The sequence below is a fragment of the Roseomonas chloroacetimidivorans genome, assembly GCF_049629625.1.
GTDB lineage: Bacteria > Pseudomonadota > Alphaproteobacteria > Acetobacterales > Acetobacteraceae > Roseomonas > Roseomonas chloroacetimidivorans.
Map to the genome: position 1 here is coordinate 1 of NZ_JBNBZS010000018.1, position 13,341 is coordinate 13,341.

Below are 13,341 nucleotides of genomic sequence, written 5' to 3' on the forward strand. Positions count from 1 at the left end.
CAAAGAGCAAACGCGGACATGATCACGGCAAAGAAGAAGAACATTACCAGGATGAGCGGAATTGGGTGCTGGCCAAACCACACCACGATGCCCGTTCCGAACATGCTGCTTCCTCTCGGGCCTGCACTGACACTGGAAGGTAAGGTCCCCGGCACGATAGGTCGAATTCACCGCCGGGTGAGGCCGGTCACTGACGCGGGATGGGCACCAGGCGGCGCTCCCGGGCGGCCGATGAGACGCCAAGCTCTGCCGCCTGCTTCGGCGAAAGGTTGACCAGCTCGGTTCCATCCTTGGTCTGACACACGAGTAGGACGCGCTTCGGCGGCTCTGACAGGGGGTCGAACACTTCTTCAACTCTGAGAATGCAGCAGAGATTGACCTGCGTTTCGCTCGGCATGCCGCACAGTTCTTCAACTCTGAGTTGTATGTAAATCAACAATCATGATCAGGTACTGCGCAGACGGTCGTTACCTAACTGAGTGTGTTCCCGGCGCAATACCCGAGCGCGCTGCTAGCGCGGTCCCGCTGAGCGCCGCCTGCGTCTAGGACGGCGGGATCTCTACCAGCCGCCCCGGGCACCAGGCGGTGAGCAGGTCAAGATCTCGGGCACGCTCCGGGGTGACCAGAACCAGCTGGTCGCCCGATGCGGTCTCATACTGCACAGCGGTCCATACTGGCCCTTCCTCTCTCGGGTCGAGCAGCTGGTCCAGGTACAGGATGCGAGCCTTATAGGCCGGTCGTGTGCTGGTCATGGGGCGGCGCGTCTAACGGCGCTGAGCCGGTCAGAAATTATCTCAGGATAAAATCCGTCGTCTGGCGGCCCTGATTTTCCTCATAAATCGGAGAACAAGGATGGACTGGACCCCCGTGGCCCAGGCGGCTGCTGGTGTGCTGGCGCTCGCCATCACCACGGCCGGCGGCCTGCTTATCCCGCTGGCCCGCGCCTGGCTGAAGGAGAAGATCCTGGCCAGCCAAAACGCCCGTCTGGCGGCTGCGGCCGAGACCGTGGCAGCCGAGCTGGAACGCGGCCTGATCCTCACCATGGACCAGGCCGTGGTGAACCTCCAGAACCGCCTGCCGGACACGATCGAAGACCTCGGTGGCGTCTCGGCTGACGTCCTGCGCGCCCTGATCACCAAGGGCCGGGAGAAGCTGGCGGCGGCCAAGGTCAGGCCCGCTAGCGCCGCGTGACCGGCATCCTCGTCCGCTGGGGCGCCGTCGCGCTGACCGTCCTCGGTCTGACGACGTGGGCGATCTGGGAGCGCGGCGAACGGGCGTGGGCCCAAGCCGACGCAGCTTCGGCCCGGATAGCCCTGGCTGCGAACGAGAAGGCCCTGGCCGAGCTGAAGGCCAACGCCGCGCGCAACGAGGAAGCCCTGCGCGCGGACGCCCAGGCCGCCCGCGAGCGCGCCGATGCCATCGCCGCCACCAGGAAGGTCATCTATGCGAGCCCGCCCTCTACGGCGTGCAGCACCAGCCCTGCTGTTGCTGCTGCTGTCCGCAGCTTGCGCCGCGCCCGTGACGCAGGTGCGGGTGCAGCCTCTCTCCCTGCCGGCCGGCCTGCTGGCCTGCCTGCCGCAGCCGGAACCCCCGCCCGATAGCGCCGACGACGCGGACCTCGCGAGTTGGGTGCTCGACCTCGCCGAGGCCGGGGCGGACTGCCGCGCGAAGCTCGATCGCGTGCGCGACCTGGTCGCGGCTCAGGCCGCGCCGACCAACCCTGACCACGTGATGGAGACAATGGAATGACCACTCCCCAGCTTCCCGACCTCGACATTTACGACCACTTTTTCGGCTATGCGCGCGGCACGACGGGCGGGGAGGGTGGCCGCATGGTCACCTGCAAGACGGCCGCCGAGGTGAATGCCCTGCTGAAGGACAAGCCGGCGGACGAGCCGGTCATCGTCTATCTGCCCGGCGCCATCTCCGCCGGCGGCGCGGACGAGATCGAGATCAAGGACACGACCAACGTCACGATCATGGGCGACGGCGCTTCCAAGACTATGGAAGGCTTCGGCGTGAAGATGATGCGCGCGAAGAACATCATCCTCTTCAACCTCTCCATCGGCAAAGTAAACCTCGGGCCGAAGGATGCCATCGGCATGGAGACCGATTGCGAGCGCATCGTCGCGCTACACTGCGACCTCTACGGCGATATGGCGAAGAGCAAAGACTACTATGACGGCTGCTTTGACGGTAAGCGCGGCACCGAGAAATATGCCATCGTCCTCTGCAACACCCACGACCATCACAAGGCCTGGTTGCAAGGGTATTCTGATTCGGACGTCACGCCAGATGCCAAGCGCGAGTTCACCGCGGCGCTGAACTTGGTGAAGAACGTCGGCTCGCGCTGCCCCTCCGTCCGCTACGGCGTGGCCCATGTCTGGGGCAACGTCTTTGAGGACGTCGAGACCAGCGTGGTGAATGCTCGCATGGGGGCTGAGATCGCGGTGGAGAAGAATACCTTCATCCGCTGCAAGAACCCCGTCATGGGCGACATGAGCAAGACGGTCGGGAAGTGGAACCTGATCGACAACCTCATGCAGGACTGCACCTGGGGCAAGGACGAGAACGGCCAGGACAGCGACAACGCGCAGGATGGCAAGTCCACGACGGACTACTACCCGCCCTATCGCATGCCCAACTGGACCCGCGAGCAGTGCGCCGCCTTCGCGCGCGAGTTCGCCGGCCTGCTTCCGCCCGGCAAGGCGGTGACGATGCCCGACGCCTCAGACCAGCCCATCCCCGAGCAGCCGCAGCAGCCGGTGGAAGAGCAGCCCGATCCGGTGGAGCAGCCCAGCGACCCCGAGACGCCGGCCGAGCCTGAGCAGCCCGAGACGGAGCAGCCTGTCGACGCCGGGGAGTTGCTCGACCGGGCCGTGGCATCCCTCCAGGCCCTGCGCCCGTTCCTGACGCCCGCACCGGGCGAGCAGGACCAAGCCCCGGCGGGTGGTGACGCCGATATTCTGGTCACCTTCGACGCCCTCGCCGCTGCCGTGGAGCAGGCGCCGGACAGCAAGAACGGGAACAAGAAGGAGGTCCTCTCCTACCTGAAGCGCGGCCGCGAGCAGGCGGTGAAGATGCTGGGCGGCGGCTGATGACCCCGGCCCTTCTTCTGCGCCTCACGGTCAACCCGACGCTGTCCTGGCTGGAGGAAATGGGGGTGCGGTCAGACGACCGCGCCCGCGTCATGCTGCTTGCCATCGCCGGCCAGGAGAGCGGCTTCACCGCCCGTGTCCAGGCCAACAACGGGCCAGCGCATTCCTTCTGGCAGGGCGAGAAGGGCGGGGGGATGGTGACGGGTTGCCTGACCCATGAGCGGCTCCGACCCCTCATGCTGGGCATCTGCAAGGAGCTGGTGGTGCCGCCGAACACAGGTGACGTGTGGCAGGCGATCACCTGGAACGACCACCTGGCCTGCGCGGCCGCGCGCCTGCTGCTGTGGTCGGATCCGCTGCCGCTGCCAGCGGTGGATCGGCCGGAGCTGGGCTGGGCGCTCTATCTCAGGACCTGGCGCCCGGGAAAGCCGCACTCGGAGAGGTGGGCCAAGCTCTGGAGTGCGGCAGTGGCGGCGGTGGCGGGTGCGGGGGCGTCGTTCAGCACCAACACCCTGGGCAGGGCCATAGCGCCCGAAATAACCTGATCGTGTCTCTTCCGGTTCGAACCTTTGTCATAGGCTTGCTAAAGGTTGCCCGTGGCGGGCCTGGAGGTAGGCCCCGCAAGCCTGTCCCCTTGGGGTTGCTCCCCTGCACGACACGACCACGGCAGCCTCATCGCCCTTTGGGCTGCGAATGTCGAATTCATCAGCGCAGTGGCGGGGGACCCGGTGTGCGCTTGCGGAACCCAGTAGCTTGGAGCCTGCTCGATGCCGCGCAGGTCGGGATTTATTAGGCTGGACCGAGCGGGGTTCCCCAAGGCTAGTCGGAAAATGAGTGATAACCCCAACGATCCACCAGGATGGTTCCAGGAAGCGAAGGGCGTCTGGACCAAGCTGTAGCTTGGCCGGGGCACTGGACTTGAATTGCGCCTCCGCATTTGGGCGGATCCTACGCTTCCAATCCAGCCGTGGACCTGGGAGGTCGTAGAGAGTTCCGAGGACGCACCGACCGAATTCGAAGTGGAGGTGGGTGGCGCCGAAAGCCGGGACGCGGCCGCGGAGGCCGCCATCGCGCGGACGGCAGCCTATCTGGAGAAGGGGGAGTGAGTGGGGCGTGGGAGTCCATCGTGGAGAGGGGGGGCGGGAGTTCGGTAGCGTGATCGCTTCGCTCAACAGAGCTCTAGCCCGAAGGCGCCTCACGCAGGCGTGAAGTCTCTCTGGAAATGCACGTGACGGTTGTGTAAAAGCGCAATGCTCCGGCCCTGATGGAGGCCGGAAAAGACTGTCGGCAGAGCGGTAGTCTTGCCGGCCGAGCTTGACCTTGCCGTAGCAACCAGGGGCAGAGAAATGCTCGAACGCTCTCTTGAGCGAGCACACATTGAGATGGCGGAGGCTGAAGCGCGAGTAGCTCGTCAAAAGCGCTTGCTGTTCGAGTTGATACGTGCTGGCGCTTCTGAAACCGACGCTGCCCGGCGAGCCCGGGAACTCTTGGAGGTCATGGAGCGGGCTCTCACCGCTTCGCGTGAGCGCGTCCAGGTGGAGCAGAAGTGGCTCGGGCAGTAACCGCATCGGAGGGACATCCCCGGAAAAAGCGGGATGGCGCGCATTCCGGAATGAACGGAACGTGTCTATGAGGCGCTGAGGTTTAACGTAAGTTAAGTGCGGAAGCTGTGGCGGGCCTGGAGGCAGGCTCCGCAAGCCTGTCCCCTTGGGGTTGCTCCCCTGTACGACACGGCCACGGCGGCCGCCTCAGCAACGGCTGAGCGCGAACCGTGGATGGTCCAAGGAGCCGCCCGTGACGCCGGAACAATGTCGCCGAGCGAGAGAACTGCTTGATTGGAAGCCGGAGCGGCTAGCTGCGCAGTCGTCAGTCAGTGGTTCGTCGGTAAGAAGGTTCGAAGGCCGCCGCGGGTTAATGCGTCCGTCTACGATCGCCGCCATCCGCGCCGCTTTGGAAGCCGCGGGAGTGATCTTCGGCGAAGAGGCGACCGAAGGCCCCGGCGTGTGCCGGCGGGAGGCTGTCCTGTCGGAAGCCCCTTGTGGGTAGGAGAGAGGTGGCGCTTGCGGATGCAAGGCGCCGGTTGCAGAAAGCAGAAGCCCGCTCGGCTGAGTTAGAACGGCAACTCCAGTCTGTGGACTGGGGCATCGTTTCAGTCGAGAGCGCCTCGTCTCTTCTTTTGCTTAAGAGCCCCCGAGGTGCTCTCGCGATGTCGCGGGAGCACTGCGACATGTTGGAAGAGGAGGGCGCTGAGTGAGCCTGCAGAACCCAGCAGCATAAACCCTGCCGAAAGCCCCCTAGAGCAGGCAGAACGACACGTCCGCGACGGAGAGGCACGGATGGAGCGGCAGGCCGAGATCGTGGTCCAGCTAATTCGGAATGGTCATGCAGATGTCGCCGAACTGGCGAACGATCTGCTGTAGCTCATGGAGAAGATCCTGGCCCTGGCTCGCGAGCATCTGCGGCTGGCGTAGCAGAATTCTGTGTGATGGTGGCGAGGTCAAAACTTGTCCCGGTGGGCAGGGATAGGGCTGGATGCGCTGACTGACGCGCATTTTGGGCTAGCTCCACGGAACAGAGGCTCTGACGGTGGCGTTAAGGCTACCCGTACTGAGGCCGAGAGCAATGATCCTGGACGAGGCGCGGAAGCTTCGCGAGGAAGCAGCTATGTGTTTGAGGGTGGCGGACCAGATCAGCCTACCTTCAGACCAGGAAATGTTGAAGGACATGGCCCGACGCTGCCTCGAACAGGCTGAGCGCATCGAACACTCTTACAAGGTTCCGGGGCAGGCATCCCCTAAGGAAAGCAGTGGGCCAAGGTGAGACGCCAGAGGCCGGCTCTGGGGTGAACCTGCGGCCGGCGGCGCGGTAGTAGAACGGGGCTGTCCCCCAACTCACGGTTGTGTTATCTCGCGGGCATGGCAACGGAACTATACAGGGACGTACGCCGGGCCCGGCGGGAGGTCCTAATCGCGTGCGCCGTTACTGCGTTGATCGGGTCAGCATTGGCTTTCGCGGCGATATGGCTGTTCGCCCACGTGGTGCCTTAGGACGACCTGGGGCGCTCAGCCAGAGGGATGGACGCGCTACTCCTGCTCCGGGGGGCAAAGCGGGTGAGTGCCCTGCTGTAGCGAGACAACTACGTCCGGCCGGCCAGCGAATGAGGCCAACGCACCCGGAGCAGGCTCTGAAGGCAGCCGATCGAAGATGGAGAGCGCCGCGGGGCATGCGCGCGGTCCAACCCTTGAAAGCTCCTCGATCTGTCGCTTCGTCCGCGTAGCGATGTAGTTCCGGAAGTCCTCGGCCGAGCCGAAGTGCTGGATGCTGAGCTGCTTCGTAGCGCGTATCTCCGGCATATGCGGCGCGAGGGCCACGGGCAGCCGGCCCGGTTCGTTGCAGAACATCGCGATGTTCATCAGGTATGCCCGGAGCAGGCTGACCTTCAGAGCCTCCCTTTCCTCCCGCTGGGCACAGTGGGCCCAAGCCGGGGCTGAGCTAGCCAGGAGGCAGGCGATCAGAATGGCAGCCGGAGCTAGACGTCGCGGCAGCATCGCCGGGTCCTCTGTTCTCACGAAATCGTGGGCGAGTGTAATCGGGCCGTATAGGGCGATCAACCTTGCGGCTTGGCGTCGGAGACAGCCGGGACCGAGGTCCGTCCGCGGGTCAACCTCATCGGTCCGAGGTCGGTCCCAACCAGCTGCGGGGCAGCCCGCAAGAGCTCGTCAGACGCCCGCAAGACGGAGCGCGCTGCGTCTTCAAGGTCCGACCGATAGAAGGCGGGATCGCACCTGAAATATTCGCCGCCTGTTTGCCTGGCCATATGCATCAGGCCTCCCGCTAGCGTATTCAGTGCCTCGGCCTGCGACACGGCGAGCTCCGCGACGATCCCCTTTATGCGTTCAACCTCGCTGGGCTTCTCAATTTCGCTCACCTCTCCTCCTCCGTCATCGCCCTGACCAGCGCCAGAACACGAGCGTGCTGTTCCGGGCTTTGCTTCTTCCACCAAGCCGCCAACTCCGGCGCCAAGGTGCCGCTTCCCTTGGCCAAGGACCGGACGAAGAACATGACCATCTCTCGTTCGTCGGGGCTCAGGCTGTCCCATAGGTCCAGCAGCTCGGCGCGTTCGTTCAGGCTAGGGCGCTGACTGGACGCGCGGGGATGGAGGGTCACCGCCACTCCCCCTCCACGATCGCCTTAACCAGCTTCAACACCAGGCTCCGTCTGTTCGCTGGCAACCGCTCCCAGAGGGCTAGAAGGTTCTGCACCTCCACGACGGCAGGGACGATCCTGGTTTCGATCTCTAGATCGGCGACGGGAGGGCTTGTCATTGCTCCGGCTCTGTTACGGCCCCGGATCAGCGCCATCATTCCCGCCACTTGGCCTCGTCCATCTCCCGTGCCAGGAGCAGCAGTTCCCTCCGGCGGTGTTCCGGCAGGCGCCACCAGTGGCGAAGCAGTTCAAGCACCCCGAGCAGGCCGCCTCTCGGTGGGTGGGCCATCGGTCGGCTCCATGCCGCCATGCGGGCTCGGCGCATTCGTTCCGCCTGGGACGTGCCGGTGTATCCGGTCACCACTACCCCTCCGACATCGCCCTAACCAGCGCCAGCACCACACGCCGCTTCTCCGGCTGCAGGTTCGTCCAGAGAGCCATAATCTGCTCCCCCTCAATTACGACCGAGAGCGGGTCCGGATCTCCTTGAGGCGGGGCTGGCTGAGGCTTGGCCGCATTTGAAGCCTCCTTGTCCAGCATCCTAAGTAGCGCCGAAGCCATAGTCCGCTCCTCGGGTGTCAGCTGTTCCCACATGCCTAGCAGACGCCGAACCTCCTTCAGGATGGCTGCCGTCGTGCTGGATCCAAGCGAGCGAGGAGGCCGGGTCACCCTTGCGCTCGCCGGTTCATTCGCCACGCCACCTGGGCCCGCGCTGGATCGCTTCTGTCCATGCGCGGCGGACCATTATCCGACCTGCTCTAAAGATCAGGTTGCGCGGCGGTCATTGGGAGCCGGAGCCGCCCTGGCCGGATGGGTTCGCGATGCCGGGCTCGCCAGCTTGCGGGTTTGGCGGGCCGCCAGCCGTGCCGCGAGGCGCCGCTGGCACGGCGGTGGCACCGGGCGAGCCGGCGCCGCGGTCGGTGGTCACACCACTGGGATGCTGTGGCGTCGGAGCGGTGGTGACGGCACCTGGTGCATTGGGAGATTGGGCAAGTGCGGGGCCTGCGATCAGGCCGGCGGTGAGGGCAAGGGCGAGACAGGCCTTCATCGTGCATCTCCTAAGCGGGGAGTACCAGCGGGAGGCGAACGCGGCGCTCTATCCGGTGTTGCGCCGAGTAAACCATCTTTAACCGGCTGACTGGTTCTAGGGTTCAGGCTTTAGTTGCTCGCCCTGCGGCCGGGAGCAAAGCGGATGAGAGCCGATCCTCAAAGGGGTGCTCTCTCCTACACGTGTGGCGAGGGCCGCCAGCACCTCCGGGCCAGGCGTCGCAGGCAGTTCAGAGAAGACGGAGAGCCTCTTGGGACAGTCGCCCGGCCCATGCCTCATTAGCTCCTCGATTTGAATTATCGTCAGCCGGGCCATGTAGCTTCGGAAGGCATCATGCGAATGCATGTACTCGATGACCGTTCGTTCGGCGGTTCGGATCTCAGCCCCATGCGGCGCGATGGCTTGGGCGAACCTGTCCGGTTCGCCGCAGAATGTTGCGATGCTCATCAGGTAACTCCGAAGGCCGCAGACGTTGAGGGCGTCCAGTTGGTCCTGCCGTGCACAGGGGGCCTGCGCGATGGCCGAAACAGCGAGCAGAAAGGGCGCCAGAGCAGCGGCCGGAACGAGGCGCCAGAGCGGCATTTCGGTCTCCAGTAAACCTCCGCCCAGAGTGTGAGCGACGGCTATCTGGCACAACGCCGCGCGAGAAACGAGAAGGCCGGCGAGCCTTGAAGCGTTTCAATTCTTGCAACACCCCTCCAGATCGGAGCGCAGCTGCGCGAACCCGACCCCGGAGCGGTTCGAGTGGGGGCAGGTCAAGCGGGCACTGGGCTCGGCGGACCTCGTCTCGTGAACCCCTGGCGCCGGCCGCGTGGGTCGGGGATTGTAAGGGATGAACGAGGCTCCTCTCGAAGACGAAGCCCTCCAGCTTCGGAACCTTTATCTTGGCAGCGACTTCCCAGAGGTCCCATGGCAGGACGCTCCCGAGAGTGAGCGAGCTGCCTGGATCCAGGTGGCGCGCCTTCAGGCCTTGGTAAAGGCTGCCTACGAGGAAGGTGTAAGCTTTGGCCTTTCTGCGTCTGGACCCTTTGGGCCGCGCGATGGGTGGAAGGAAAGCAAAGCCTTCAATACGCTGAATGAAGGTCGCTATGCCTGACCTCCTCCCCGAGCCCACCCGCCACGAGCCGCGTTTCACCGACCAGCAGGGTAAGTTCGGCGGCACGAACTGAGCGGGCCAGCGTTACAGCTTCATGCCCCGTTTTCTCTTCGATATCCATGATGGCGTGCGCCTCACCCGGGACGACGAAGGGTCGGAACTGCCTGACCGGGAAGCGGCAAGGAAAGAAGCTCTCTCAGTCCTTCCCGACATCGCCCGAGACCGATCGCCAGACGGCGACCGGCGTGACTTCATTGTGGACGTGCGGGACGAGACTGGACGGGTGATCTACACCGCGACCCTGTCGCTGGTTGGGAGGTGGATCGACTAGGGCGCCCACCTTCTTCCCAGCCGGCCGAGAGATGCCGAAAATGTGGGGTGACGGGTGTTCCTGGCCGGCACAAGCTCATTGCACTGCGGGATCGTCCGGGGCGCTGCAACGTGTTCTGCCTGCAAGACTGAGCGGCCGGCGGGTGAGGTGTCTCCTCAGCCCCGGCCGCTTTTTTGTGCCTGGGCATTGGAGCTAAGATCCACGGGCCGATGGTCGGTGCCTACATCTAGGCTTAACCGGCTGGGCATGGCGGCTGGTGGGTGAGGAGGCCTATTCCTCATCGCCGGCCGCTTTTTGCGTTTTCAGCCGCCAGTCGGCGCTCATCGCGGATGCTGGTTGGCGGCTTTTCGGCGGATGAAACACGTTACACAAAGCTTCAACTGGAGTGCATTGCGTGCAGCGCACAATCAATCTTAGGTTGAATGCATCCTAAGTCTTCCGATCGAACTAGGCCCCGCCAGGATCATCCGGCGGGGTTCTTTTTATCGTGCCTACGCCAGGCGAAGGCGCCGATTGCCCCAGGACCAGCCTCGCGTGTGGTCCGTGTCGCTCATCAGACGGCCAGTGGAGTGCGGCGGCGTCGGCGGTCCCACCATCACGTGGAAATTCGCCCGGGCTAGGTGGGCCACGATGTGCTGGACCATCCACTCAGCGTCTTCCCGGATCTTCTTCCCGTGCGGCTTGCCGTTCAGGCCGAAGCGCAGGGCGTAGTGCACGGCGCCGGCCAGGTCAGCGGGGTCGGCCGGGGCCAGCTCGTCCGGTGGCGGGGTCATGCGCGCCGATCCTCGGGCCGCGGCACTCGGCCGGTGACCTCGGCGACGGCGCGCGCCTGGGCAAGCAGCATCCTGTGTCCCTCCCGATCCAGGCCATCCTAGATGGAGGCCAACTCGGTGCGGCCCTTCTCGGCCGTGACGGGATCTGGTGGGGAGGGGCGCAGAGTGAGCATCAGGGCGTCACCCCTCTCCTACGTGCACATCGAGGCCGAACGCCTCGGCAATGCCGAGCAGCGCGACAACCTCATCATCGCAGCCGTCCGCGACCTCCGGGGCCCCGTGCCTCCGGAGACTGGCAGCGAAGGCTATCGTGGCCTCGATGTCGCGCTGGATGGCTCGGGTCAGCAAGTAGCGGTGCTGCTCGGTCAGGACGAAGAGGGGAGCTTCGTCGGTCTGAGACGGCACTGACAGGGTCACGCCGCCACCGGCGCGGCCAGATGTCGGGCAAAGGCATCGCGGCAGGCCGCCATAGCGCGAGCTGCATTCTCGGCCGCGCGGCGGGCGGCCTTCTCGGTGCTCTCCACCTCGTCCACGGCCTCCAGCGCGGCCTCGGCGCTCTCGGCGAACCCGTCGCGCATTTCCTCCAGCCAATCCTGGACCTGCTCTGGGTCACCCTGTTCGCGCAGGGTGACCACTACGGCCTCGACCTGTCGGACCATGCGGTCGGGCGTCGCGCCCCGGGCCATGGTCTCCATCAGCCGGGTCATGGCCTGGCGCTGGGGGGAGGGCGGTCGCTTCTGGGCCATCTGAAATCCTCGGTTGCTGCCGGGGAGGGTCGCCGGGGGAGCGCCGGGATTATGGCCGATGTTCCCTCGATGTTCTAGTTCTTCCGCAAGCAGCAGGGGAGGGGAGCCGGCCCAGCGGCATTCCTGCCAGAGAGTACGTGCCCTAACTTAGGGAGTGCTCCCTTGGGCAATCCTCACTCCTGACGCGGAAAACCTAGAACACAGCGGCAACGTGCGGAGGTTTTCTCTTGAGCGCAGCGAAGTAAAACAACGTGTTGGATAGGGTGCACTCCCTTGGTAAGGGAGAGGTCGAGAGTTCAATCCTCTCTGGCAGCACCATCTTTTGTCCACTGAAGACAAAGATCCGGCCGCGAAGCAGTCGCCTGGGCTGGTTTCCTTCATCTCGCTGCTACACCGGAAATGGCGTGCCTGTTCTGTGGCCGCCATCGCTGCTGGGTCCTTCGGTGAAGGACGCCCGATGGCATCCGGACACTTTTCTGGATCTGCTACCGGTTTCTCTACCCGGCCCGGTGCCGGGGCCGCAGCAGCCGGATCGCGACCGCAGCAACGCAAGCCCCACTCGCCCCATGCAGCAGGAGGTAGCCCGGGGAGGACAGGCCATGCCACGCCAGGATCAACAGGAGATCCCCGGCCGGAATCACCAACGTGGCGGCGAGAACGATTCCGATGGCGCGACGGGAGGAGAAGCGGAGCAACCCGAGAAGGTAAAGCCCAAGCGCCAGGTCGCGGAGAGCCAGCGCCCGCACATAATCGAGGCCGCCGGCCTCCTCGGTCGGGATGCCGAACACGGCCGCTCCCAGCTTCGGCGCGAAAAGAAACACCGCCGCGATCAGGAGAAAGATCCCGGCCAGCACCAGGACTGCAGCCGCGCCGGCGCCACGCAGCGCCTCTTCCGGAGAAGCGGCCCGGGTCACCTGCGTCACGCTCTTCGACACTCCCGATAATGACCAATTCGCGAGATCGGTTCCACGCTGCGTGTCCCGTGGTGGCACTGGCTTGATAGGCGAATCACGCGGCCCAAGCTGCTCTGGCGGCAACGGCGCCAGCGGAGGGGGCTCTCTTGGGTCCAAGGACGAACAGCGATATGCCGCCCGATGACGATGAGCGGCGTTGGACTGAGGGCATAGCAATTGCCCTATGGAAGGCGGTTGAGCGCGTCGAGGCGGAAGGCCCTGCGCTGCAAGAACTCTGGGGCGGGTTGCCGGCCGACCATCAGGCCTTTTGGCATGCCCGGGCGAAGGAGGCGGTCAGCGCCTGGCAGGAGTTGCGGGGGCGCGGCTAGGCCCTCATGTCGCCAAAGCCCCGCCCCCGCTTAGGCATCGAACGCTGCGTTACACGGTCCGGCGGCCGGCGACCATGCGGTAGATGGCCAGCACGATAATCGCGCCAACCACCGCGCCGATGAAGCCTGCGCCTTCGCCGGCCCGGTACCAGCCGATCGCCTGGCCGAGATAGGTGGCGACCAGCGCGCCGATGATGCCGAGGATGGTGGTGATGATGAAGCCACCGGGATCGCGGCCGGGCATGAGAAACTTGGCCACGATGCCTGCCAGCAGGCCGATAATGATGGTCCAGATAATGCCCATGGGGCGTGCTCCCGAAAGGTGTGACAAGGGAGCGCCGGGCTTCGTTGAGGGTTTCATACGAAAGGCGGGGGTAACTGACCGGAACGACATGCGGGATATGCCGTGTTGCCGCCGGTCAACAATCTGTCCCGGTGCTCGGGGCATGTGACTCCAGGACGGACGATCAACCGGGAATCGCATCACGAATCTGTCATTGAGGAAGCGTGGATACCTTCATGGGCTGCCGCAGTTACACGCCCGTCGAAACCTACAAAGGAGGTTACGCATGAAGGTACTTCCCATTCTGGCGGCCGTGGCTGCGTCTTTTGGCCTGGCTGCCTGCACGCTGAACACGGCCCCGCAGAATCCGCCCCCGCCGCAGACGGTGGTCACGCCCGCGCCAACCGTCATGACGCCCGCTCCTTCGAGCCCCGCCGTCATCGTGCGTTGATCTGACCCGGCGGGCGGCTTCGCCACC

At 64.9% G+C, this 13,341-nt stretch carries 22 protein-coding genes; 10 read left to right on the forward strand and 12 right to left on the reverse strand.

Going from position 1 to position 13,341, the window contains the following annotated elements; all coding sequences use genetic code 11:
* Positions 1-187: 187 nt before the first annotated feature.
* Positions 188-397 (reverse strand): hypothetical protein, encoded by a 210-nt coding sequence (locus ACO1BU_RS15040; protein WP_424136777.1) that lies wholly within the window; start codon positions 395-397, stop codon positions 188-190.
* Between the two features lie 145 nt (positions 398-542).
* Positions 543-752 carry a hypothetical protein gene (locus tag ACO1BU_RS15045; RefSeq protein WP_424136778.1) on the reverse strand — a complete coding sequence of 70 codons (210 nt, stop codon included), beginning with the start codon at positions 750-752 and terminating at the stop codon, positions 543-545.
* 100 nt (positions 753-852) lie between these two features.
* On the opposite strand from ACO1BU_RS15045, the gene ACO1BU_RS15050 reads away from it, so the two are divergent.
* The 5 genes from ACO1BU_RS15050 (at position 853) to ACO1BU_RS15070 (ending at position 4,204) form a co-directional block, all read left to right on the forward strand.
* Complete coding sequence (locus ACO1BU_RS15050) at positions 853-1,191, forward strand: hypothetical protein (protein ID WP_424136779.1); 339 nt, start codon at positions 853-855, stop codon at positions 1,189-1,191.
* Positions 1,192-1,443: 252 nt separating this feature from the next.
* A complete protein-coding gene (lysC, locus tag ACO1BU_RS15055; protein WP_424136780.1) occupies positions 1,444-1,749 on the forward strand; it encodes an Rz1-like lysis system protein LysC in 306 nt (101 codons plus the stop codon).
* Positions 1,746-3,098, forward strand: coding sequence for a pectate lyase family protein (locus ACO1BU_RS15060; RefSeq protein WP_424136781.1), 1,353 nt, complete (start codon positions 1,746-1,748; stop codon positions 3,096-3,098). The genes lysC and ACO1BU_RS15060 overlap by 4 nt, the downstream gene beginning before the upstream one ends.
* The gene (locus ACO1BU_RS15065; RefSeq protein WP_424136782.1) at positions 3,098-3,643 is read left to right on the forward strand and encodes a hypothetical protein; all 546 of its coding nucleotides are present in this window, start codon (positions 3,098-3,100) and stop codon (positions 3,641-3,643) included. Before ACO1BU_RS15060 ends, ACO1BU_RS15065 begins: the two co-directional genes overlap by 1 nt.
* A gap of 378 nt (positions 3,644-4,021) precedes the next feature.
* A complete protein-coding gene (locus ACO1BU_RS15070) occupies positions 4,022-4,204 on the forward strand; it encodes a hypothetical protein (protein ID WP_424136783.1) in 183 nt (60 codons plus the stop codon).
* A gap of 1,977 nt (positions 4,205-6,181) precedes the next feature.
* On the opposite strand, the gene ACO1BU_RS15075 is transcribed toward ACO1BU_RS15070, so the two are convergent.
* From ACO1BU_RS15075 to ACO1BU_RS15100, 6 genes are all read right to left on the reverse strand, one after another.
* Positions 6,182-6,511, reverse strand: coding sequence for a hypothetical protein (locus ACO1BU_RS15075; protein WP_424136784.1), 330 nt, complete (start codon positions 6,509-6,511; stop codon positions 6,182-6,184).
* Between the two features lie 511 nt (positions 6,512-7,022).
* A complete protein-coding gene (locus ACO1BU_RS15080; RefSeq protein WP_424136785.1) occupies positions 7,023-7,265 on the reverse strand; it encodes a hypothetical protein in 243 nt (80 codons plus the stop codon).
* Positions 7,262-7,462: a hypothetical protein gene (locus ACO1BU_RS15085; protein ID WP_424136786.1), complete on the reverse strand. Its 201-nt coding sequence runs from the start codon at positions 7,460-7,462 to the stop codon at positions 7,262-7,264. Before ACO1BU_RS15085 ends, ACO1BU_RS15080 begins: the two co-directional genes overlap by 4 nt.
* The gene (locus ACO1BU_RS15090) at positions 7,459-7,593 is read right to left on the reverse strand and encodes a hypothetical protein (protein WP_424136787.1); all 135 of its coding nucleotides are present in this window, start codon (positions 7,591-7,593) and stop codon (positions 7,459-7,461) included. Before ACO1BU_RS15090 ends, ACO1BU_RS15085 begins: the two co-directional genes overlap by 4 nt.
* A 492-nt stretch (positions 7,594-8,085) precedes the next feature.
* Entirely contained in the window at positions 8,086-8,352 is a 267-nt protein-coding gene (locus tag ACO1BU_RS15095) for a hypothetical protein (RefSeq protein WP_424136788.1), read from the reverse strand.
* Between the two features lie 96 nt (positions 8,353-8,448).
* Complete coding sequence (locus ACO1BU_RS15100) at positions 8,449-8,799, reverse strand: hypothetical protein (protein ID WP_424136789.1); 351 nt, start codon at positions 8,797-8,799, stop codon at positions 8,449-8,451.
* Between the two features lie 385 nt (positions 8,800-9,184).
* Here ACO1BU_RS15100 and ACO1BU_RS15105 point away from each other — a divergent pair, with 385 nt between their 5' ends.
* Both ACO1BU_RS15105 and ACO1BU_RS15110 read left to right on the forward strand, forming a co-directional pair.
* On the forward strand, positions 9,185-9,448 hold the full coding sequence (locus ACO1BU_RS15105; protein WP_424136790.1) for a hypothetical protein: 264 nt from the start codon (positions 9,185-9,187) through the stop codon (positions 9,446-9,448).
* Between the two features lie 94 nt (positions 9,449-9,542).
* Positions 9,543-9,779: a DUF6894 family protein gene (locus ACO1BU_RS15110; RefSeq protein ID WP_424136791.1), complete on the forward strand. Its 237-nt coding sequence runs from the start codon at positions 9,543-9,545 to the stop codon at positions 9,777-9,779.
* A 491-nt stretch (positions 9,780-10,270) separates the two neighbouring features.
* Here the strand turns inward: ACO1BU_RS15110 and ACO1BU_RS15115 are convergent, their stop codons facing one another.
* Complete coding sequence (locus ACO1BU_RS15115; RefSeq protein ID WP_424136792.1) at positions 10,271-10,552, reverse strand: hypothetical protein; 282 nt, start codon at positions 10,550-10,552, stop codon at positions 10,271-10,273.
* A 165-nt stretch (positions 10,553-10,717) separates the two neighbouring features.
* Between ACO1BU_RS15115 and ACO1BU_RS15120 the strand changes: the two genes are divergently transcribed.
* A complete protein-coding gene (locus ACO1BU_RS15120; protein ID WP_424136793.1) occupies positions 10,718-10,960 on the forward strand; it encodes a hypothetical protein in 243 nt (80 codons plus the stop codon).
* A 5-nt stretch (positions 10,961-10,965) separates the two neighbouring features.
* Here the strand turns inward: ACO1BU_RS15120 and ACO1BU_RS15125 are convergent, their stop codons facing one another.
* Positions 10,966-11,298 (reverse strand): hypothetical protein, encoded by a 333-nt coding sequence (locus tag ACO1BU_RS15125; RefSeq protein WP_424136794.1) that lies wholly within the window; start codon positions 11,296-11,298, stop codon positions 10,966-10,968.
* Between the two features lie 497 nt (positions 11,299-11,795).
* Positions 11,796-12,221, reverse strand: coding sequence for a DUF4267 domain-containing protein (locus tag ACO1BU_RS15130; protein ID WP_424136795.1), 426 nt, complete (start codon positions 12,219-12,221; stop codon positions 11,796-11,798).
* A gap of 161 nt (positions 12,222-12,382) precedes the next feature.
* On the opposite strand from ACO1BU_RS15130, the gene ACO1BU_RS15135 reads away from it, so the two are divergent.
* On the forward strand, positions 12,383-12,580 hold the full coding sequence (locus ACO1BU_RS15135; RefSeq protein WP_424136796.1) for a hypothetical protein: 198 nt from the start codon (positions 12,383-12,385) through the stop codon (positions 12,578-12,580).
* 49 nt (positions 12,581-12,629) lie between these two features.
* Here the strand turns inward: ACO1BU_RS15135 and ACO1BU_RS15140 are convergent, their stop codons facing one another.
* The gene (locus tag ACO1BU_RS15140; protein ID WP_424136797.1) at positions 12,630-12,884 is read right to left on the reverse strand and encodes a GlsB/YeaQ/YmgE family stress response membrane protein; all 255 of its coding nucleotides are present in this window, start codon (positions 12,882-12,884) and stop codon (positions 12,630-12,632) included.
* A gap of 265 nt (positions 12,885-13,149) precedes the next feature.
* Between ACO1BU_RS15140 and ACO1BU_RS15145 the strand changes: the two genes are divergently transcribed.
* On the forward strand, positions 13,150-13,314 hold the full coding sequence (locus tag ACO1BU_RS15145; protein WP_424136798.1) for a hypothetical protein: 165 nt from the start codon (positions 13,150-13,152) through the stop codon (positions 13,312-13,314).
* Positions 13,315-13,341: the final 27 nt, after the last annotated feature.